The following is a 21,247-nucleotide window of genomic DNA, read 5'->3' on the forward strand; positions in this document are numbered from 1 at the left end:
TTTAAACAGCAAAATATTCGGCTTGGCGGATCCGCAATAGGCTGACGAAGCCGGTTTCCGGATCGGCCCAGGAGCCGTATTCCAGCGTGCCGCGCACTTCGATTGTCTGGCGCGGCTGCACGAAGGTCTGCTTTTCCAAGAGATAAACCACGACGATATTGTCGGGCCAGTCCGCATCCGAAGAGCAGAAGGGGCAGAGCGACATCGGCACTTCGGTGAGTACGAAGAACTGCGCCTCTGCCTTCAGTGGCGGCGCCATGAAACCCTTCATGTTGATTTCCTGCCCGGCAAGGCGCTTCACCTTGTCCGAGAATTCGAGACCGAGCACGCCGAACTTGCCATAGAGCTCGTCGAACGAAAGCGAAGCGCCGGCCGCGCGCGCAGCATAAGCAGCAAAGGGAAACGCAATGGCAGCGCCGATCAGCCGGCGGCGGCTGAGATGCAGCGAAGAGAATATGTCCATGGCGACCTCCAAGAAGTAGATCCCGGCCTCTGGCATCGGCCCGAAAATCGAAACGATTTTCGGAAAGCACGATGCCAGCTTCAAAGTGTTACAGCGCCTTTTTGCGCGTCTGAAAGACGCGCGGCGCTGTAATCGGCCGGGACCATGATCGACAAAAGAGGCAAGGTCGGCAAGCGGCCCTGCAAGATCGGCTTTCGATCAATTCGTCTGCTTGGCGCCGAGAGCGAAGGTGTCGGCGAGCACGCGATAGACGTCGCTCTGTTCCATGTAACCATGGAAGCCTTCGGCACCCGGACCGGCCGACTGCAGCACGACATCGTCGACGGCGTGAACGCCGCTCTCGCTGCTCTTCGGAAGATTGCCCTGTACGAAGACGGCGCCGGGAACATCCTTATACTGTTCGTTGGCGACATATTCCTTCTTCTCGTTCTGGACGGCCGGAACGAAAGGACCATCGAGCTTCGGACGGAAGGTCTCATAATGATCGGGGCCGTTGTTGGCACTGAGGAACAGGCGGCGGCTGACGTCGACCTGGTCGGGATAACCGTCGCCATTTTCGTCCTTGTAGTTCGGGAAGCCGGCTTCGGCGTAGGTGCCGACCTTTTCGCGCATTTCCGTGCCGGGCTTCTCGTCGTCGACTGTGCCGATGATCGATACGCCATGCGTGTGGTCGCCGGTGACGACGATCAGAGTGTCCGGATGGGCCTTCTGGAATTCGCGGGCAACGCCGATCGCCTTGTCGAATTCGATAGTGTCGATAACCGCACGATCCCAATCCAGCGGATGGGACATCTTGTCGATCGAGGAGCCTTCGACCATCAGAAAGAAGCCGTCAGCATTCTTCGAGAGGCGGTCGAGCGCAACCTTGGTCATCTCGACGAGACCCGGCTGGTTTGGGAACTTGTCGACGGTGCCCTTCTTCAGGAACTCGCGATCGAGCGTCACGTCCATATTGCCGGTGTGGAAGAGGCCGAGCAGCTTGCCGTCAGCCGATGCATTGGCGGCGAGCTCGTTCTTGTCGGTCGCGAGCTTGTAGCCGGCGTCCTGGAACAGCTTGATGTAATCCTGATTGTCCTTGCGCTTGGAACCGGCGACTTCCTTGCCGAGGAAATAGGCCGAGCCGCCGCCAAGGATGACTTCCGGCTTCACTTCGAGCAGCATCCCGACGATGTCGGCCTTTTCGCTGCGGCTGCGGGTATGGGAAACGACCGCAGCTGGCGTCGCATCCTCGATTTCGGAGGTCGCGACAATGCCGATCGACTTCTTCGTCATGCGGCGAACAGCCTCGCCAAAGGTTTCGACGCGCGGGTCGTCGAGCGGAGCCGGCGTCCGGTCCGCATAGACGCCGAGCGCGTTGACGGCCGTCTTGTGCCCCGTCATGAAGGCCGACATGGTGTTGGCCGAATCCGTGGCGACGGCATTCGTCGCTGACGTACCGATGAAGGCCATATGATCGAGATCGTCCATGTTCAGGCGGCCATTCGCTTTGCCCTCGGTCATGCCCTTGGACATGATGCGGGCGGCGGTGCGATGCGCAACGGAAAGGCCGTCGCCGAGGAGGAAGATGATGTTCTTGGCCTTCGGCTGAGCGGCTGTTTCATAAACGTCCCAGGTGACCGACTTCGTCTCATCGCCGGCGGAGACCTCGATCTTGTAGGCGCCGGGTGCGGAGATCTTCAGGCCGCGGAGCAGAAGAGCGGAACCGAGGGCGTTGTCTTCCTTGCCTTTTTCCAACTCGATGAACTGCGCTTCGCCCCCGAGAACCGTCTTGTAATCCTGACCGTTGACCGTGATCTTCACATCTTCCGGCTTGACCTGCTTGTTGATCTCGACCTTGAAATCGAACGGCGAACCGGCAAGAATCGTGGCGCGATCGAGCGGATAGACCGTCGTCGCCTGGGCGGCGCCCGCAAGGATGGTGGTGGCCGTAAAGGCGGCAAGAAGCGTACGCATGGAAAACCCCCGTTTTCGTTGCAGACATTGACAACCGGGCCGGGATACCTCCCGAGGATGACAGCGGCATGACAACGTCGCACCATGACGGCTGCCGCTTTCGCCCTCCGCCTCCGAGCGCAAAAACCTTGACTCCTGTGGAAAACCTTCTAAGAGCAACAGCGGAAAAGGAATCTCCATGGTTCGCGACGAACACGCCATTGCCGCATGCAATGACCGGGCACGGGTTGCCGGGGTGGATATTGCCGTTCCGGTTTCTTCCAAAACCAAGGCCAAAACGACGACGAAAACCGTCTGACGTCTCTGGCCTGCCGCTCTCTCCCCGGCTCGGCTGGGGACAGGAAGACGCGATTATTCGCGCCTTTCCCCTCACCGGACAGAGGAGAGAAGAGAAAGAGAGCTTGAGAAATGGGTTTCAAAGTAGCAGTTGCGGGAGCGACCGGAAATGTCGGCCGGGAGATGCTCAACATCCTCTCCGAACGCGGCTTCCCCGCCGATGAGGTCGTGGCGCTCGCCTCGGCGCGTTCGCAGGGCACCGAAGTGTCCTACGGCGACCGGACGCTGAAGGTTTCCAATCTGGAGAATTACGATTTCTCCGATACCGACATCTGCCTGATGTCGGCCGGCGGCGAGGTCTCCAAGAAGTTTTCCCCCAAGATCGGCCAGCAGGGTTGCGTGGTCATCGACAATTCCTCGGCCTGGCGCTATGACGCCGACGTGCCGCTGATCGTGCCGGAAGTGAACCCGGACGCCGTCACGCAGTTCACCAAGCGCAACATCATTGCCAATCCGAACTGCTCGACCGCGCAGCTGGTGGTGGCGCTGAAGCCGCTGCACGACTTCGCCAAGATCAAGCGCGTCGTCGTCTCCACTTATCAGTCGGTCTCCGGCGCCGGCAAGGACGGCATGGACGAGCTCTTCAATCAGACGCGCGCCGTCTTCGTTGCCGATCCGATCGAGAACAAAAAGTTCACCAAGCGCATCGCCTTCAACGTCATTCCCCACATCGATAGCTTCATGGAAGACGGCTACACCAAGGAAGAATGGAAGGTGCTGGCCGAGACGAAGAAGATGCTCGATCCAAAGATCAAGGTGACCTGCACGGCAGTGCGTGTGCCCGTCTTCATCGGCCATTCGGAATCGGTAAACATCGAGTTCGAAAACGAGATCACCGCCGACCAGGCCCGCGATATCCTGCGCGATGCCCCGGGCTGCCTCGTCATCGACAAGCGCGAGAACGGCGGCTACATCACGCCTTATGAATCCGCCGGCGAAGATGCAACCTATATCTCACGCATCCGCGAGGACGCGACTGTTGAAAACGGCCTCAATATGTGGGTTGTTTCCGACAACCTGCGCAAGGGCGCGGCGCTGAACGCCATCCAAATCGCCGAGCTGCTCGTCAATCGCGGCCTGGTCAAGCCACGCAAGCAGGCAGCCTGATACCATTTGTAAACCATAAGATGTTAAAGCCCTGCTCGTTCAGCGGGGCTTTTTCCGGGGCAAATACGACTGTATAAGCGCTCGCTAAACGATGATCGTGACAAAATCGCGAGTGGCTGGCATTCTCTTGCCCGCTTAAAAACTATGCAGATCGAGAGCGGGGTTTCTCAATGCGCATGACAAAGTTGTTTCTGGCGGCCGCTGCGGCACTGTTCGTCCTCAACGCGGTACCGGCGTTCGCGCAAGGACTTCAATGTGGCAATACCAGCGCCGGCTTCGACGCCTGGGTCGCCGATTTCAAGCAGACGGCAGCGGCTAATGGCGTCAGCCAATCCGTGCTCAGCCGTGCCTTCGCTAACGTCAACTACAACAAGCCGACGATCGCCGCCGATCGCGGCCAGAAAAGCTTCAAACTCTCCTTCGACGCCTTCATGCAGAAGCGCGGCGGTGCCGCCGTCATTTCCCGCGGCCGTTCGATGAAAGCGGCCAACCAGGCCCTTTTTGCCTCGATCGAACGTCGCTTCGGCGTTCCCGCCGGTCCGCTGATCGCAATCTGGGGCATGGAGACCGGTTTTGGCAGCTATATGGGCAACCAGCATACGCTATCGGCTGTGTCGACCCTTGCTTATGACTGCCGTCGTTCGGAATATTTCACCGACCAGCTCTATGCGGCACTCCAGCTCGTCTCCGAGGGTTATCTGAGCCCGCAGGCCAAGGGTGCCGCCCATGGTGAAATCGGCCAGACGCAGTTTCTGCCGCGCAACGTCGTGCGCTTTGGCGCCGACGGCGACGGCGACGGCCGGGTCGACATGGTCGGCTCCCGCGCCGATGCGCTGGCCTCGACAGCGAATTTCCTCAAGGGCCACGGCTGGCGTGCCGGCGCCGGCTATCAGCCGGGGGAGCCGAATTTCGCTGCGATTCAGGGCTGGAACGCCGCCAGCGTCTATCAGCAGGCGATCGCCTATATCGGACAGCAGATCGACGGCGGCAGATAAGCGTTCATCGACAATGAATCTGAAAACGCCGCTGTGAATGCGGCGTTTTTCATATGCGGGAATCAAAACCGCCGCTCGATGCCGTCTTGCGTCGCTCCTCTTGCGGAGGAGTCGGCACAACTGGCCCCGACACCACGCAATTGCGGCCCGAAGCCTTGGCGGCGTAAAGCGCCAGATCGGCGCGTTTGACCAGATCCTCGAAGTTCCGGTTGGCGGCGGCATTTGCCCGGCCGGCGCATCCGAAGCTCGCCGTGACTCTGAGCAGTTCGCCGCTCTGCAAAGGAACCTCAGCCGCCTCGATCGCCATGCGCACACGTTCGGCGACGATTGCGGCGTCATCAGGTGTCGAATCCGGCAAAAGCGCCAGGAATTCCTCGCCGCCATGGCGCACCAGAAGATCGAATGAACGGAAATTCTGATGCGCGACGCTCGCGACGTGCCGAAGGACGGCATCGCCGGAATCATGGCCGTGAACATCGTTGACCTTCTTGAAATGATCGAGATCGAAGAGAACGACGGAAACCCAGCGTGACCCGTGCTCGGCCTGGGTGAGGAGCGCCGAGGCGGCGACCTCGAAGCCACGCCGGTTGTACAGCCCCGTCAGAAGGTCGGTTTGAGCAGCGTTGCGCAACTCGCCCACCAGCGTCTCACGGTCGCGGATCAGCCGGTCTATCAGCCGAAGGCCTCTTGCCGCCAGCAACATCACCAGCGTTGCGAGAATCAATAGGCCCGCACTTAGCGCCAGTATCCGCGTCAGGTGTATGTGCGAGAGCGTCGAAAACTGTTCACCGGTCTCGTGAATATCGCTCGCGGCCTCCACCATCTTCTGCTGGAGGAAAACCATGCGTTCGCGCTGTGTGGCCGCCCAGGCGTCGCCCATTGCGCGAGATGGCCGCGACCGGGCGAGAATGGCATCGGTGATCGCATCCGCCCTCACCTGATCGCTGCGACCGAGATAGGCAACGATGTCACGCACGATCGGCGCGGTGGAATGGAAGACCATGTGATCCATGCCGGCACCGAGCATGGTCTTGCCCTGAATGAAGAGTTCAATCGGAAATCTGGCGGAAACGTCTTGATTGAGGTAACGGTGCCGATCCCGGTGATCAGCCTTTCGCCGTAGTAGGTCAGCAGGATGCCCATCAGCTGGTTGGATTTCTCAAGCAGCACCGGGTCGCTGATCAGTGGTGAAAGTGCGTCGACGACCGCAAGCTGCTTCAGAGCCGCATACCAGTAGACGGAGCCGGGATTGCTGCCTGAATAACGGCCCTGGTCGACAGCGCTCCGCGCCGCGACGATGCGGCTGTAGGCAAGGCTGAGAGCCGACAATTCAGCTGCAAGTCCCTGATCGAGCGTATCGCGGGGCGGCAGGCTGGCCTGGAAGGCGCGGCGTTCGCGATCGAGCGTCAGTCGGCTTCGCTGCATGTCGACTGCAGTCTCGCTGCTGGGATGCGCGAGATAGCGGCGAGTGGCATCGATTTCACTGAGGATTTCAGTCGCCGCGATCGACCCGCCACGCGCCAGCACATCGGCGAACTGCCGGTCTTTCTCAAGATCCCTGTAATGCTGGATGGAAGTTCGGAGAACGAAGGCGCCTTCAATCAGCATGAAGGCGAAGGGCAGCAGAACGGCGGCCAGCATAACCTTTTTAATGGTTTCGAACTTCATCGCCAATCGCCACGTGATCAAATGCCGGTCGCGCAACCAATTGATGCAAGTTTAACAGCAATCCTTAAAAAACTGATAAACCCGCTAGTCCCTAGATCTCGGGACGAATGAAGTCACGCGTGTCCGCGTCCATCACCCAGAGCTCACCTGTCGAGATGTCGAACCAAGCGCCGTGAAGATGAAGATTCCCGGCTTCTTCCAGCGCCTTGATATTGGGAAAGCTTCTGAGATTGTCGATCGAGTTGCGGATGGAGACACGCTCGAGCGCAGTTTGCCGCTCGGCCGCGGTCATCACGTCATTGCTCTGGATCTGCTCGGCTGCGGGTCTGACCAGCGACATCCACCGGCCGATGAAATCGCCGGGCGATAGTGGCTCGGCATTCGGATCGAGTGCCGCCCGAATCCCGCCGCAGCGGCCATGGCCCATCACGACGATGTCCGAAACCTTCAGCGCCTGCACGGCAAATTCAAGAGCGGCCGATGTCGAATGGAAATGGCCGTCCGGCTCGTAGGGCGGCACCATGTTGGCAACGTTGCGGATGACGAAAAGCTCGCCCGGGCCGGCATCGAAGATCAGCTCGGGAGCCGCACGCGAGTCCGAACAGGCAATGACAAGCGTACTCGGACTCTGGCCGTTTTCGGCAAGTTGCCGATACCTGTCGCGGGCGTCGGCATAACGCCCGTTCATAAAGTTGCGATAACCGTTCAGAAGGGTGTTTGGAAAACGCTGCATGCCTCTGGATTAGCGCGCGCGGAGGACAAGATCAACTGCTGCACCGCAAAATGCGCACATTGGCAAATGCGTCATTTTTTCCGACGCTGCGCCGGGTGTACGAGCCGGCGCATCTGCACCATCGCCATCGGCGTCGAAAGGCTGGACGCATCGCTGGCCAGCATCAGCTCGTTGCTGCCGCGCTTGACCGCACGCGCAAGCACTTCGAACACGCTGGCGGTGGCAAGCTGCAACGCCTTTTCGTCCTCGAGGCCGGACAGCAGGCGCGACAGGAAAACGGCGGCCAGCAGGTCGCCGAGACCATTCGGCGGGTTCTCGACAACGCGGTGCTCGGCAAGAAGCGCGTGACGGCCGGAAAGGAAGAGATTGCCGGTGCCGCCCGCCATCATCGGCACCGCCGAGGTGACGAGCATGCGCGACGGCCCGAGCGCCAGCGCCGCCTCCATGATTGCGCCGTTGTCATCGAGCGGTGCTCCCGACAGCCAGGCGAGCTCGTACCGGTTCGGCGTTGCGAGCGAGGCCAGCGGAATGAGATGATCACGAATGGCCTCGGCCGTCGCTTCCGGCACGTAGAGGCCGCCGAGATCGCCCATGACCGGATCGCAGACATAAAGTAGTTCAGGATTGTTTTGCCGGAGCGCAGTGATCAGCCGGGCGACCGAGCGTGCCTGGGCGGCATTGCCGAAATAGCCCGAAAGCACAGCCCTGACTTCACCGATCCAGGGCGCGCAAATCAGATCCTCGATCGCTGCGTCGAAATCCGCTTCGGCAAACGTCAGCCGCGTCGAACGGCCATGGCCGGGATGCCAGGGCAGAACGATGGTCGGCAGCGCCCAGACCGGATGGCCGAGCGTCTCCAGCGCAAACACCGCCGCCCGATTCCCGACCGAGCCACGCACGACATGGCTGGAAATAACGATGACTGTGCCCGCTGCATTTTCCGACATGAAACCGAGGTCCGAATGATGATGGCGTTTGATGATCTTTTTGACGGCGAGCTGTCAACCATTCTTCACGTGAGCATGGAAATGTGCCGCGAAAGCAAACCAGGAAGAGAGGCCTTGCCAACGCGTTTCGGCCTCAAAAGCGAAAAAACTCTGCCAATTTCTAATTTCCGCCGGCAAAAAAGCATCAAAACGATCCCCGACAGCGCTATTTTAGGGATTCTTTCGACAAATCTTCTGCTAGCTTGCGAAAAAATCAGTCCAATGCGGGGAGGCGTTCCATGGCTGCCAGAAACAATCCGAAACGGGAGAAGCAGATCGAGACTGCGCGCAAGATCGCCAAGGCGATGAGCGAGGCGCATCTCGATCCGGAAATTCTCTTTGGCCGGGCGAGCAATGACGATCTGGAACTCTATACGCCCGACATGCTGGCGCGCTCTGCCGTGCATTCGGCAAAGGAACTTGCCGCCTGGAACGGCAAGACGCCCCGCGTCAGCATCGACACACTTGCCGAGGTGACACCCGGCGGCACCGCCGTCTCGGTGCTGTCGGTGACCGACCGGAACATGCCTTTCCTTTATGAATCGGTCATGGGTGAAGTGACGAGCACCTACCGCGATCTGTTCATGGCCGTGCATCCAATCCTCGTCATGGAAAAGGGCAGAGCCCCCACGCTCTATTCCGCCGACCACCCGAGCGATCCCGCGGCACGAGTCAGTCATATTCAGCTCCATATCGCCCCCTTGAATTCCACCCAGGCTGCCGACCTCGTCAAACGCGTCCAGACCGTGCTCGAACAGGTCCGTCTGTCGGTCTCGGACTGGAAGCCGATGCTTGCCAAGCTCGATGGCGTAATCGCCGAGCTGTCGGCCAACGGTGCCGGCCGCAGGAAGGCCGAACATGCTGAAGCGGTGGCCTTCCTGACCTGGCTGCGCGACGAGAATTTCACCTTCCTCGGCATGCGTGAATATATCTATTCCGGCAAGGGCGCCGACGCCAAGGTCGAGCGCGACAAGGGCGCCGGCCTCGGCATCCTCTCCAACCCGGACGTTCTCGTACTGCGTACCGGCAAGGACGCTGTGACCACCACGCCAGAGATCCTCGCCTTCCTCGACGGCCCCGACTTCCTGATCGTCACCAAGGCGAATGTGAAATCGATCGTTCATCGCCGCGCCTATATGGATTATGTCGGCGTCAAACGTTTCGATGCCGAGGGCAACGTCACCGGGGAACTCCGCATCGTCGGCCTCTTCACCTCGACGGCCTATACCTCCCTCGCCTCCGAAATCCCGCTGCTGCGGTCCAAGATCGAAAAGGTGAAGGAGCATTTCGGCTTCGACCCGATGAGCCATTCCGGCCGCATGCTCGACAACACGCTGGAATCCTATCCGCGCGACGACCTATTCCAGATCGACACGACGCTGCTTGCGAGCTTTGCCGAGCAGATCAACGATCTCGCCGACCGGCCGCGCGTGCGCGTCCTGCCGCGCATCGACCATTTCGACCGCTTCGTCTCGGTCATCGTCTATGTGCCGCGTGAGGAATATGATTCGATCGTGCGCGAGCGCATCGGCACCTATCTGAAGACCGTCTATGACGGCCGTGTGTCCGCCTATTATCCGGCTTTTCCCGAAGGCGGCGTCGCCCGCGTGCATTTCATCATCGGCCGTTCCGGCGGCAAGACGCCGCGCATACCGCAGGCAAGGCTCGAGCAGAAGATCCGCGAAATCACTGCCCGCTGGAACGACCGTTTCGAAGCGCTTGCCGGACCAAAGTCGCCGAAACTATCGGTCGATCAAGCTTTCCAGGATTCCTTTACCCCTGAAGAAACCGTCGCCGACCTTGCCGATATCGGCGCCTGCGCCGCCGGCGAGCCGCTGCGAATCCAGTTTTATCACCGCCAGGAAGAACAGGGCCGCATCCTCTCGCTGAAGATCTTCCACGCCGGCGGCCAGCTGGCCTTGTCACGCCGCGTGCCGCTCCTCGAGAACCTCGGCTTCAATGTCGTCAGCGAACGCACCTTCGACATTGGGGTACAGGTCGGCGATGGCGCAACCCAACTCGTCGTGCTGCACGATATGGAGCTCGAGACCCGCAACGGCAGCGACATCGACCTCCATCGGTATGGCGCTGCGCTCGAGGAAGCCTTCGTCGCCGCCTTTGCCGGCACGATCGACAATGACAGTTTCAACCGGCTGATCCTTTCGGCCGGGCTCTCGGCCCGCGAAACCAATGTATTGCGCGCCTATGCCCGATACCTCCGCCAGGCCGGGATCGCCTATTCGCAGGATTACATCGCAACGACGCTCGATAAATATCCTGGTGTAGCCGCCGCCATCTTCCGCCTGTTCCACGACACGCTCGATCCCAGGCTTTCCGAAAAGGCCCGCCTCAAGAAGATCGCCGACCTGCACCAGGCCATCGAGGCCGATCTTGCCGACGTGCCGAACCTGGACGACGATCGCATTCTGCGCCGCTACGTCAACATCGTCGACGCGACGCTGCGCACCAACTATTTCCAGAAGAACCCCGATGGGTCGCCGAAAGCCATGCTGGCCTTCAAGCTCGATCCGCACCTGGTCGACAGGCTGCCGCAACCGAAACCCTTCCGCGAGATGTTCGTCTACGGCGTCGAAGTCGAAGGCGTCCACCTGCGCTTCGGCAAGGTGGCGCGCGGCGGCCTGCGCTGGTCTGATCGTGCCGAGGATTACCGCACCGAGGTGCTCGGCCTCGTCAAAGCGCAGCAGGTGAAGAACGCCGTCATCGTGCCGGTCGGCGCCAAAGGCGGCTTTTACCCGAAGAAGCTGCCGGTGGGCGGCAGCCGCGACGGAATCTTCAATGCCGGCCGCGAGGCGTACAAGACCTATATCCGCACGCTGCTTTCGATCACCGACAATATCTCCGGCGCCGAGGTCGTGCCGCCGGCCGATACGATCAGGCTCGATGGTGACGATCCCTATTTCGTCGTTGCCGCCGACAAAGGCACGGCGACCTTCTCCGACACCGCCAATGCCTTGGCGCAGGAGGCTGGCTTCTGGCTGGACGACGCCTTTGCCTCCGGCGGCTCGGCCGGTTACGATCACAAGAAGATGGGCATCACCGCCCGCGGCGCCTGGGAAACCGTAAAACGCCATTTTCGCGAGATGGACATCGACATTCAGACCACGCCCTTCACCGTCGCCGGCGTCGGCGACATGTCGGGCGACGTCTTCGGCAACGGCATGCTGCTCTCTCCCAAGATCAGGCTCATTGCCGCTTTCGATCACCGCGACATCATCATCGATCCCGATCCCGACATGGAAAAAACGCTGGCCGAGCGCCAACGGCTCTTCAACCTGCCGCGCTCGAGCTGGCAGGACTTCGATAAGAGCGTGCTTTCGAAAGGCGCGATGATCATTTCACGTTCGGCGAAATCTGTGACGCTGACGCCGGAAGCGGTTGCCGCGATTGGCATCGACAAAGCGGTGGCGACCCCATTCGAGATCATGACGGCGATCCTGAAGAGTCCGGTCGATCTGCTGTGGTTCGGCGGCATCGGCACTTATGTGAAGGCTCCCTCCGAAACCGACACCGAAGTCGGCGATCGCGCCAACGATCCGATCCGCGTCACCGCGACTGAGGTGCGCGCCAAGGTGATCGGCGAGGGCGCCAATCTCGGCGTCACCCAGAAGGGCCGCATCGCTTACTGCCTCAGCGGCGGACGCTGCAACTCCGACGCCATCGACAACTCGGCCGGCGTCAACACCTCCGACGTCGAGGTCAATATCAAGATCGCGCTGGCTGCCGCTATGCATGACGGGCGGCTGACGCGGCCAAAACGCGACCAGCTTCTTTCGTCGATGACCGGTGAGGTGGCGGCGCTGGTCCTGCGCAATAATTACCTCCAGTCGTTGGCGATCTCGCTCGTCGAACGCAAGGGCACGGCAAACGGCCTCGAACTCGCCCGCTTCATGAGCGTGCTCGAGACAACCGGCCAGCTGAACCGCAAGGTCGAGACCTTGCCGGATGACCAGACGCTGGCCGAACGTTACACGGCCGGCAAGCCGCTGACGCGGCCGGAAATCGGCGTGCTGCTGTCCTATGCCAAGATCGTGCTCTTCGATGCGCTCGCCGCGAGCGACCTGCCCGACGACCCCTATTTTGCCGCGACCCTGTCGAATTACTTCCCCGTCAAAATGCAGAAGTCGAACGCCGGCGACATATCAAGCCATCGCCTACGGCGCGAAATCATCGCGACCGTGCTGGCCAATGAAGCGATCAACCGCGGCGGGCCGAGCTTCGTCGTCGCAATGATGGACGCGACGGCGGCTTCGGCGCCGGAGGTGGTGCGTGCCGCAATCGTCGCCCGCGACGGTTTCGACCTCAACCGGCTCTGGGCCGAGACGGATGCGCTCGACGGCAAGATATCGGGCGGGGTGCAGAACCGAATCTATGAGGAAATCAGCCACAGCTTTACCGTGCTTACGCGCCTTTTGTTGAAAACCGCAATGACCAAAGCCGATATGGCCGAGGTCATTAGCCGGCTGCAGGCGGCCCTGAAGAAGTTGAGGCCTGCTTTCGCCGAACAGGCGGCCAGCGATGCTGCCGCACGCCTGGCGGAATACGCCGAAGCCGGCGTGCCCGAAAAGCTGGCGGCCGAAATCGCCAATCTCCAGAGCTTCGCGCTTGTGCCGGAGATCATGCAGATCGCTGAGCGTACCGGCGAGCCGCTGCTGCGCGCGGCCGAAAATTATTTTGCCGTGTCAAAGACTTTCCGGATCGCGCGGTTGCTGGCGGCCGGCGGCCGGATTCTCACCTCCGATCATTACGAAAATCTGGCGCTTGCCCGCAGCATCGATCAGATCGCCAGCGCCCGGCGCGACATCGTCATCTCGGCGCTTTCCGATCACGGCAAGGAGAAGCTGCCCGTCCAGGCCTGGCATGCGCAGGATCGCATCCGCATCAACCGCATCGTTGAAGAGCTTTCGAGCCTCAGTGACAGCGGCGATCCCAATCTTGCGCGCATTACCGTGGCGGCAGGCATCCTGACCGATCTTGCGCGCGACCGGGCGAGGTGAGACAGTCCGCGAAAAAGGAGCGGATGTTGAATCGCATAGACTGGACAGGAACGCAGCCGCCGAAAGCCACGGAGAAGGGCATCTGGGGGTGGATGTTCTTCGACTGGGCGGCGCAGCCTTTCTTCACCGTGGTCACCACCTTCATTTTCGGGCCTTATTTCGTTTCGCGCCTGACCGATGATCCGGTGTCGGCCCAGACGACGTGGAGCAACATGGCGACGATCTCCTCAGTGATCATCGCCGTGCTGTCGCCCGTTCTCGGCTCGATCGCCGACCAGTCCGGCGCGCGCAAACCGTGGATCGGGTTCTTCGCCATCATCAAGATCGTCAGCCTCTTCTGCCTTTGGTTTGCAGCCCCGGGTTCGCCTGTCCTCTACCCCGTGATGTTCATGATCCTCGCCTCGATTTCGGCCGAGTTTTCCATTGTCTTCAATGATTCGATGATGCCGCGGCTGGTCGCCAAGCACGAGGCGGGCAAGCTCTCCAACACCGCCTGGGGGCTTGGCTATCTCGGCGGGATGATCGTGCTGATTGCCGTCGTCACGCTATTGGCGGCCGACCCGGAAAGCGGCAAGACCATTCTCGGCCTCGATCCACTTTTCGGCCTCGACCCCAGGACCGGCGAGGACGCGCGCATCACCGGGCCGATCTCGGCCGTCTGGTACCTGATTTTCATCCTGCCGATGTTCTTGTTCACACCCGATGTCGGCAGAGGCCTGCCCTTCGGCACCGCCATCCGCGCCGGCCTGCGGGAACTGAGAAACACGCTCGGTGAACTCGGGGAACGCCGCGGCATCCTGAAATTCCTCATCGCCCGCATGATCTACCAGGACGGCGTCAACGGCCTGTTGATCCTCGGCGGCGTTTTCGCCGCCGGCATGTTCGGCTGGGCGACGATCGAGATCGGCCTCTACGGCATCATCCTCAACGTCGTTGCGATCTTCGGCTGCCTGATCGCCGGACGGATCGACAAAGGCGTCGGCTCCAAGATAACCGTCGTCATCAGCCTCACCATGCTGCTTCTCGCCACCATCGGCATCATCTCGACCGGGCCCGGTTACACCCTGTTCGGCCTGATGCCGCTGCCGACGGCCGATTCCGGCGGCCTCTTCGGCACCGCCGCGGAAAAGGCCTATATCCTTTACGGCCTGCTGATCGGGCTCGCCTTCGGGCCGGTGCAGGCCTCATCGCGCTCGTATCTCGCCCGCAGCGTCAGCCTTGAGGAAGCCGGACGCTACTTCGGCATCTACGCGCTTTCGGGGCGCGCCACGAGCTTCATGGCGACGCTGCTCTTCTCGCTGGTGACTTATCTGAGCGGATCGGCGCGGCTCGGAATGGCAACGCTGATCCTGTTTCTCGCCGGCGGGCTGGTGCTGCTGATCCGCACGCCCTATCCGGCCGATCGCGCCTGACAATATTCCCGCGCGCCTCAGTGCCGGAAATGGCGCATGCCGGTGAAGACCATCGCCACGCCGTGTTCGTCGGCGGCGTCGATGACCTCCTGGTCTCGCATCGAACCGCCCGGCTGGATAACGGCTGTCGCCCCTGCGGCGATCATCGACAGAAGACCATCGGCAAATGGCAGGAAGGCTTCGGAAGCAACCGCCGAGCCGTGCGTCATCGGCGCCGAGAGACCGAGCGCCTTGGCGGCCTCTTCGGCCTTCAGCGCGGCAATGCGGGCGGAATCTACCCGGCTCATCTGGCCGGCCCCGATTCCGGCCGTCTGGCCGTTCTTGGCATAGACGACGGCGTTCGATTTGACATGCTTGCCGACCTTGAAGGCGAACTTCATATCATCGAGCTCCTGCGCCGTCGGTGCGCGGCGGGTGACGACCTTGAGCTCCAGATCCTCGACCATGCCGTTGTCGCGGCTCTGGACGAGCAGACCGCCCGAAACGGTCTTCGCCGTCAGGCCCGGGGCGCGCGGGTCGGGCAGGCCGCCGGCGGATAGCAGCCGCAGGTTCGGCTTGCGGGCGACGATCGCCTTCGCCTGCTCCGTTACCTCAGGGGCGATGATGACCTCAGTGAAGAGCTTGACGATTTCCTCGGCCGTTTCGGCGTCCAATATCCGGTTGAGCGCGATAATGCCGCCGAAGGCAGAAACGGAATCGCAGGCGAGCGCCCGCTGATAGGCTTCGACTAGGCTCGCACCGGTGGCGACGCCGCAGGGATTGGCATGTTTGATGATCGCGCAGGCGGGCGCCTTTTCCGGCAGGAACTCGGCGACGAGTTCATAGGCGGCATCGGTGTCGTTGATATTGTTATAGGAGAGCTGCTTGCCCTGTAGAAGGAGAGCCGTCGAAACACCTGGGCGCTTCTCGCCCGTGACGTAGAAGGCAGCCTTCTGGTGCGGATTTTCGCCGTAACGCATCTCTTCCTTCAGCGCGCCGCCAATGACGCGGTGGCGGGGCGTGTCGATCGCCAGCGCTTCGGCGAACCAGTTGGAAATCATGGCATCATAGGCCGCGGTACGGGCATAGGCCTTGGCGGCCATGCGCTGGCGGAAGGCATAGGCGGTCTTGCCGTCATCCGCCGAAAGCTGCTCCTTGAACTCGGCATAATCGTCGGGATCGGTCAGGATGGTCACATAGGCATGGTTCTTGGCCGATGCCCGGATCATCGCCGGACCGCCGATATCAATATTCTCGACGGTCGTCGGATAGTCGCCGCCAGCCGCCCGCACCTCTTCGAAAGGGTAGAGGTTGATGACGGCAAGATCGATGCCCTCAATGCCGTGCTTCCTCATCGCTTCCTGGTGTTCGCCGTCGTCACGGATCGCCAGCAGGCCGCCATGCACCGTCGGATGCAGCGTCTTGACGCGCCCATCCATGATCTCAGGAAAGCCGGTGACCTCGGAGACGTCGGTGACATCAAGACCGGCGGCGGCGATAGCCTTGTAGGTGCCGCCGGTTGACAGCAGACGCACGCCTCTTTCGGACAATGCCCGGGCGAGCTCGACGATGCCGGTCTTGTCGAAGACGGAGAGGAGCGCGGTCTTGATTTCGACCTTGTCCGGGGCGGGGATCTTCTTGGAAATGACGGCCATGAACCTTCTCCGTTCGGGCTTCGGGAGATATCCGCTAGAGCATGAGGCCGAAAAGTATGCGCGGCTTTCGGACGAGCTGCCTTAGGGACGTTTCTTGTTGGGCGCCGCGTTAGCACAGCTTTGCCGCCACGCAAACAGCGCTGATGCTCTGCCTTTCGATTTAATCCAGGATTTGAATTTTGGCCAGCCGGCCGTCCCGTTTAAGCTCTACGGGACAGGAACCAGCGGATCTCGGTCTTCTCGGCCAGATTGAAATCGATCTCGATCTGATCAGAGCCGCAAATGCCGGAACTGTCGGCAAAGAAGATGTCCTCGGAAATCAGCACTTCGTTGCCGGGCGCGGTAAATAGCCAGCTCTCGCCATCCGGCGCCGTCAGTAGCACGGATTCTCTATCGCTCTGCTGCAGAACGATGGACGGATGAACATGAAAACGGGCGACGGCCTTCAGGGGCTCGTCACTTTCATATCCTTCACGCCGTATGAGCCGGTCGTGGCCTGTCACTATCGAACCTGCGGCATTGAGCGTCAGCTCGCGCTCATGCAGCACGCCGAATATCCTGAGATAACCGTCATGGCTGAGCTTGATGCTGTCGCGCCCATCCTCCGTTTCCAGACGTTCGACCGTCACGGTTTTCACCGGCTCGGTGATCGCGTGATCGAGGAAAGGCGAGTGTGAAAAACGGCTGGATGAGGTGTCGTTGAGGATCACCGTCGAATGCGCCGCGGTCGTGCGCGCCATCTGCACGTAGCGGTGTCCGGCAAATTTCGGCGAACCGGAATTGACGATGAAGCGATGGCGGCCGGACGACATTTCGAAGGAAAGGCTGCCGGCATGCGCGGTGCGCAATGCGCCGCCCGAGGGCGGCGTGCCGGTATCGGCGATGATGACGGTCTTGCCGCCGGAAAGCCGCTGATAGCGCGACTGCGGCAAAGCCTTGAACGGCTGGCCGGCGGTCTCGTCATATCTGAGCACCGACATCAGCTCATTGGCGAGCGTCGAGGTTGCGCCGTTGAAAAGCGCCAGATCCCCATCCTGATGCCGGAAGAACCGCAAAGCCGGATACATACGGTCGATGCCGGAGATCAGCTTCTGCGGCAGATCATGGCCGAGATTGACGTAAGTCTGTCGCAGCGGCAGCAGGTCGAGCAGCAATTCGAGGCCGATGCGCGGGTTGCGCGAAACATGGCCGCCATCCGGCAGAATCTGGCTATCGAACTGACGGTCGAGCGCCTGCGCAGCCCTCCGAAGCGTGGAGGCGCGAGCCGGCATGGCGACGGAGGCCATGGCGAGCGCGATGCGCAGCCGGAACAGCTCCAGGCCTCCGAGCGTATAGGGCGCCATGCGATGCAGGAACCTGACCTGGAAAGCCAGCGACTTCATGAACCGGCGATAAAAGCCACGATCGGCGTTCTGCAGCACAACAGGCGAATGCGACAGCCAGGCGATGACGCGTTGGGCGGTGACGTCGGTCTCCCAGGCAATTCCTTCCATACGGCCGGCATGGATGGAAAGCCAGCTGTCGACGATGGCGCGGGCAGCCGCCGCGCTGCGTTCCGTCTTGTGCGCCCGCATGTGCCGCAGCCAGCCGAAGCTGTGCAAGCGGGTCGCAAAGGGCCGGGAGGGCAGGGTAAAGGTGAAGGGCGATTTGCCGTTCGTTTCCAGCATGCGCCCGGCCAGTAGGAAACGTCCGTTGAGAATTTCGTCGGCCACATGCGAATCGATGCCGCGAAGATCGGTCGGGGCGACGATCAGGCGCTCGGGTGGTTTGATCGAATGGCGAATGAGCTTCAGGCGCAGCAACGCGACGCGGCGCAAGGCGCGCCGCCAAGCTTCCCGAACATACATGCTCGCAAAACGCCGACCGGACTGCATATTCTATTGTCTATTGACCCTCGTGGTTAAGAATAGGTGAAAAGCAGCCGATTTCATCGTCCGCAATGAATTAATTCGTGACAACGTTCGAATATGCGAAAATTAGTGCATGTCATTCGAGAACATTCCGGCGGTTTCGCAAAAAATGACGGACGCGCTGCGAGGATGTAGTGACGGGGATTCGGACGACGTGTGTGGGTTTCAGTCAGGTCGTTCGCCGCAGCACCGCCGCGTAAAAGCCATCGAGGCCGGAGGCGATGCCCTCCGGCATTTTCAGCATGGTCGGAAGCGTGCGGAATTCGCCGAGCGGCGTGATCGCCGCTTCGAGGCCGGGCCAGTCGCCCGCGTTGATCGGAATGCGCTCGATCGCCTGCGTATCGGCAAGAATGCGGGCGACGACCTCCTCGCCTTCGGCCGGATCGAGCGAGCAATTGGAAAATACCAGCGTGCCGCCGGGCTTCAGCAAGGTCAGCGCATGACGCAGCAGCCGCTCCTGCAGCGCCGCCAGCCTCGCGATATCATCCGGCCCCTTGGTCCACAGCACGTCGGGGTGCCGGCGCGTCGTGCCGGTGGAAGAGCAGGGGGCGTCGAGCAGGATCGCATCGAAGCCCTCGGTCGGCTTGAATGTCGTCAGGTCTGTCGCAACCGTTTCTGCCTTCAGGCCAAGCCGGTCGAGATTCGACCGCAGCCGTTTTAGCCGGCTTTCCGACTGATCGAGTGCGGTCACCGTACCGCTGGCAAGGATAAGCTGCGCTGTCTTGCCGCCAGGAGCGGCACAAAGATCGGCGACACGTTTGCCCGAGAGATCGCCGAAAAGCCTGGCCGGGATGCTTGCCGCCGCATCCTGCACCCACCAGACACCGTCGTCGAAGCCCTCGAGCGAAGGAATTCCGCCTTCGAAGGCGGCCAACCGCACGCCGCCCGTCGGCAGGGCAACGCCGTTCAGCCGCTTTGCCCAGCCGTCGGCGTCCGATTTGACAGTCAAATCGATCGCCGCAGGCTCGAGCTGCGATTGCGAGATCGCCAGCGCCGCGTCGCGGCCATAGGCCTTTTCCAGCCGTGTGAGGAACCAGCCCGGCATCGGCGGCACCTTGGCGATCTCCTCCAGCACCTCGTCCTTTTCACGGCCGAGCCGGCGCAACACCGCGTTGACCAGCTTCGCAAAGCGGCGATTACGCGGATCTTGGTTGGCCTGCTCGACGGCAAGATCGACGGCCGAATGATCCGGCACGTCGAGATAGAGGATCTGAGCAGCCGCGATTGCCAGAACATGGTGCAAGGCGCGCGCGCCCTCCGGTAGCGGCGATTCCAGCAGCGAGGCAATTGCAGCGTCGATGCGCGGCAGATGGCGCAGCGTCGTATTCAGAATGGCGCGGACAAGGGCGCGATCGCTCTCGCCAAGAGCCTTATAGGCCGGATTGCCGTGTTCATGGTCGAGAGCGCCATCGAGCGGCAGCTTGCGGTCGACGACGGCAGCCAAGATTTTTGCTGCCGTCGCCCGGGCCTGCAGGCCCGGCTTGGTCGGCGCCGATCGGTCAGCGAAAGGTTTCTGTTTGCGGAATGGCTTTTTCGTGCCGTCTGAATTCAAGACCACGGACCTTTTGGCGGTTGCGAACCACCGCGACCCGTATTCGGAACAGAGCGCGATTTGCGCGACGGATTAGCAGCACGCACCGGTCCCGTCGAGACATTCATGCCGCTTTGCGCCATCTCCTGCAGCGCGGCAATACGGTTTTCCGTGTTCGGGTGGGTGGAAAACAGATTGTCCATGCGTTCGCCGGAGAGCGGATTGATGATGAACATATGGGCCGTCGCCGGATTGCGCTCGGCATCCTCATTCGGCACATGGGCCGCGCCGCGGGCGATCTTTCCAAGTGCGGAAGCGAGCCAGAGCGGATTGCCGCAGATTTCGGCGCCGCGGCGATCGGCCGAATATTCGCGCGTGCGGCTGATCGCCATCTGCACCAGCATGGCGGCGAGCGGTGCGACGATCATGGCGACGAGGACGCCGATGAAACCGAGCGGATTATTGTTGTTGTCGCGGTTGCCGCCGAAGAAGAAGGCGAAGTTGCCGAGCATCGAGATCGCGCCGGCAAGCGTTGCCGTGATCGTCATGGTCAGAGTGTCGCGGTTCTGGATATGGGCGAGCTCATGCGCCATCACACCGGCGACCTCCTCGGGAGACAAGGCAGCGAGCAGGCCGGTCGAGGCGGCAACGGCGGCATTTTCGGGATTGCGGCCGGTGGCGAAGGCATTCGGTTGCGGGCTGTCGTAGAGATAGACCTTCGGCATCGGCAGGCCGGCATTACGGGCGAGATCGCGCACGATCGCAAAGAATTCCGGTGCGTTGCGTTCATCGATCTCCTGCGCGCGATAAGCCGCAAGCACCATGCGGTCGGAGTTCCAATACGAGAAAAAATTCATGCCGGCGGCAATGAGAAAGGCGATCATCATGCCGCCCCGACCGCCGATCAGAAAGCCGACAAACATGAAAAGCGCCGTCATGAAGGCAAGCAACATGGCAGTGCGAACGAGGTTCATTGCGAATCTCCAACTCCGATTTCGGCGTCGCAAGCTTTCAATCCCGGCGACCGCGCATTATGATTTGGTTATCCACCCGCCATTTTCAATATTTCCGGCAGGAGAAGGCCATGCAGGAAGCCGATAACGACAATAGCCAAACGCCGACGGCCGAGGGATCGGAGCCGCCGCGCAAGGTGCTGTCCCCGGCGGCCCAACGTGCGCTTGCCGAGGCTGAAGAACGACGGAAGAACCGGAAGCCGCTGGAGCTGCCACCTGAGATCGGCGGCCGCGGCGGCGCCGAGCCTGCGCGCTTCGGCGATTACGAGATCAACGGCCGGGCGATCGATTTTTGATTCGGCGCGGGGAGCCAGAGCGCCACTCAAAAGCAACGGCATTTCCCGCGCGGAAAAATAAGACCGCTCCAACAAAGGAGCGCTTCAGGCTGCTGCCAAACCCCTGCAAAACCCGCGACGTCATCCTCGGCCTTGTGCCGAGGATCTACCCACGTCCAATTAGGCATCTGCAAATAAATGCTTTCCTGTCAAACA

At 61.3% G+C, this 21,247-nt stretch carries 14 protein-coding genes and 1 pseudogene; 6 read left to right on the forward strand and 9 right to left on the reverse strand.

Features of this window, described 5'->3' with window-relative positions; genetic code table 11:
- Position 1 precedes the first annotated feature (1 nt).
- Together NXC14_RS21700 and NXC14_RS21705 are read right to left on the reverse strand one after the other, a co-directional pair.
- Positions 2–463 (reverse strand): hypothetical protein, encoded by a 462-nt coding sequence (locus NXC14_RS21700; protein ID WP_085780242.1) that lies wholly within the window; start codon positions 461–463, stop codon positions 2–4.
- A 198-nt stretch (positions 464–661) separates the two neighbouring features.
- The gene (locus tag NXC14_RS21705; RefSeq protein WP_085779882.1) at positions 662–2,416 is read right to left on the reverse strand and encodes an alkaline phosphatase; all 1,755 of its coding nucleotides are present in this window, start codon (positions 2,414–2,416) and stop codon (positions 662–664) included.
- 91 nt (positions 2,417–2,507) lie between these two features.
- On the opposite strand from NXC14_RS21705, the gene NXC14_RS33970 reads away from it, so the two are divergent.
- The 3 genes from NXC14_RS33970 to NXC14_RS21720 all read left to right on the forward strand — a co-directional run bounded on the left by NXC14_RS33970 (position 2,508) and on the right by NXC14_RS21720 (position 4,854).
- The gene (locus NXC14_RS33970) at positions 2,508–2,714 is read left to right on the forward strand and encodes a hypothetical protein (RefSeq protein ID WP_085779883.1); all 207 of its coding nucleotides are present in this window, start codon (positions 2,508–2,510) and stop codon (positions 2,712–2,714) included.
- A gap of 110 nt (positions 2,715–2,824) precedes the next feature.
- Positions 2,825–3,859 carry an aspartate-semialdehyde dehydrogenase gene (locus NXC14_RS21715; RefSeq protein ID WP_020922622.1) on the forward strand — a complete coding sequence of 345 codons (1,035 nt, stop codon included), beginning with the start codon at positions 2,825–2,827 and terminating at the stop codon, positions 3,857–3,859.
- 170 nt (positions 3,860–4,029) lie between these two features.
- Positions 4,030–4,854: a lytic murein transglycosylase gene (locus tag NXC14_RS21720; RefSeq protein WP_085779884.1), complete on the forward strand. Its 825-nt coding sequence runs from the start codon at positions 4,030–4,032 to the stop codon at positions 4,852–4,854.
- Between the two features lie 49 nt (positions 4,855–4,903).
- Here the strand turns inward: NXC14_RS21720 and NXC14_RS21725 are convergent.
- The 3 genes and pseudogenes from NXC14_RS21725 to pdxY form a co-directional block, all read right to left on the reverse strand.
- Positions 4,904–6,522: pseudogene (locus tag NXC14_RS21725) on the reverse strand (GGDEF domain-containing protein).
- Between the two features lie 91 nt (positions 6,523–6,613).
- The gene (locus NXC14_RS21730) at positions 6,614–7,255 is read right to left on the reverse strand and encodes a carbonic anhydrase (protein WP_085779885.1); all 642 of its coding nucleotides are present in this window, start codon (positions 7,253–7,255) and stop codon (positions 6,614–6,616) included.
- A 71-nt stretch (positions 7,256–7,326) separates the two neighbouring features.
- Positions 7,327–8,202 carry a pyridoxal kinase PdxY gene (pdxY, locus tag NXC14_RS21735; protein WP_085779886.1) on the reverse strand — a complete coding sequence of 292 codons (876 nt, stop codon included), beginning with the start codon at positions 8,200–8,202 and terminating at the stop codon, positions 7,327–7,329.
- A gap of 278 nt (positions 8,203–8,480) precedes the next feature.
- Here pdxY and NXC14_RS21740 point away from each other — a divergent pair, with 278 nt between their 5' ends.
- Entirely contained in the window at positions 8,481–13,256 is a 4,776-nt protein-coding gene (locus NXC14_RS21740; protein WP_085779887.1) for an NAD-glutamate dehydrogenase, read from the forward strand.
- 23 nt (positions 13,257–13,279) lie between these two features.
- Positions 13,280–14,668 (forward strand): MFS transporter, encoded by a 1,389-nt coding sequence (locus NXC14_RS21745; RefSeq protein ID WP_085779888.1) that lies wholly within the window; start codon positions 13,280–13,282, stop codon positions 14,666–14,668.
- Between the two features lie 17 nt (positions 14,669–14,685).
- On the opposite strand, the gene purH is transcribed toward NXC14_RS21745, so the two are convergent.
- The 4 genes from purH to htpX form a co-directional block, all read right to left on the reverse strand.
- Positions 14,686–16,302 (reverse strand): bifunctional phosphoribosylaminoimidazolecarboxamide formyltransferase/IMP cyclohydrolase, encoded by a 1,617-nt coding sequence (gene purH, locus NXC14_RS21750; protein WP_085779889.1) that lies wholly within the window; start codon positions 16,300–16,302, stop codon positions 14,686–14,688.
- Between the two features lie 200 nt (positions 16,303–16,502).
- Positions 16,503–18,176: a heparinase II/III family protein gene (locus tag NXC14_RS21755; protein WP_085779890.1), complete on the reverse strand. Its 1,674-nt coding sequence runs from the start codon at positions 18,174–18,176 to the stop codon at positions 16,503–16,505.
- A gap of 205 nt (positions 18,177–18,381) precedes the next feature.
- Entirely contained in the window at positions 18,382–19,770 is a 1,389-nt protein-coding gene (locus tag NXC14_RS21760; protein ID WP_085779891.1) for an RsmB/NOP family class I SAM-dependent RNA methyltransferase, read from the reverse strand.
- Complete coding sequence (gene htpX, locus NXC14_RS21765; RefSeq protein ID WP_085779892.1) at positions 19,761–20,717, reverse strand: zinc metalloprotease HtpX; 957 nt, start codon at positions 20,715–20,717, stop codon at positions 19,761–19,763. The genes NXC14_RS21760 and htpX overlap by 10 nt, the downstream gene beginning before the upstream one ends.
- A gap of 110 nt (positions 20,718–20,827) precedes the next feature.
- On the opposite strand from htpX, the gene NXC14_RS21770 reads away from it, so the two are divergent.
- Entirely contained in the window at positions 20,828–21,052 is a 225-nt protein-coding gene (locus NXC14_RS21770; protein WP_085779893.1) for a DUF1674 domain-containing protein, read from the forward strand.
- Positions 21,053–21,247: the final 195 nt, after the last annotated feature.

The sequence above is a fragment of the Rhizobium sp. NXC14 genome, from assembly GCF_002117485.1.
Classification (GTDB): Bacteria; Pseudomonadota; Alphaproteobacteria; order Rhizobiales; family Rhizobiaceae; genus Rhizobium.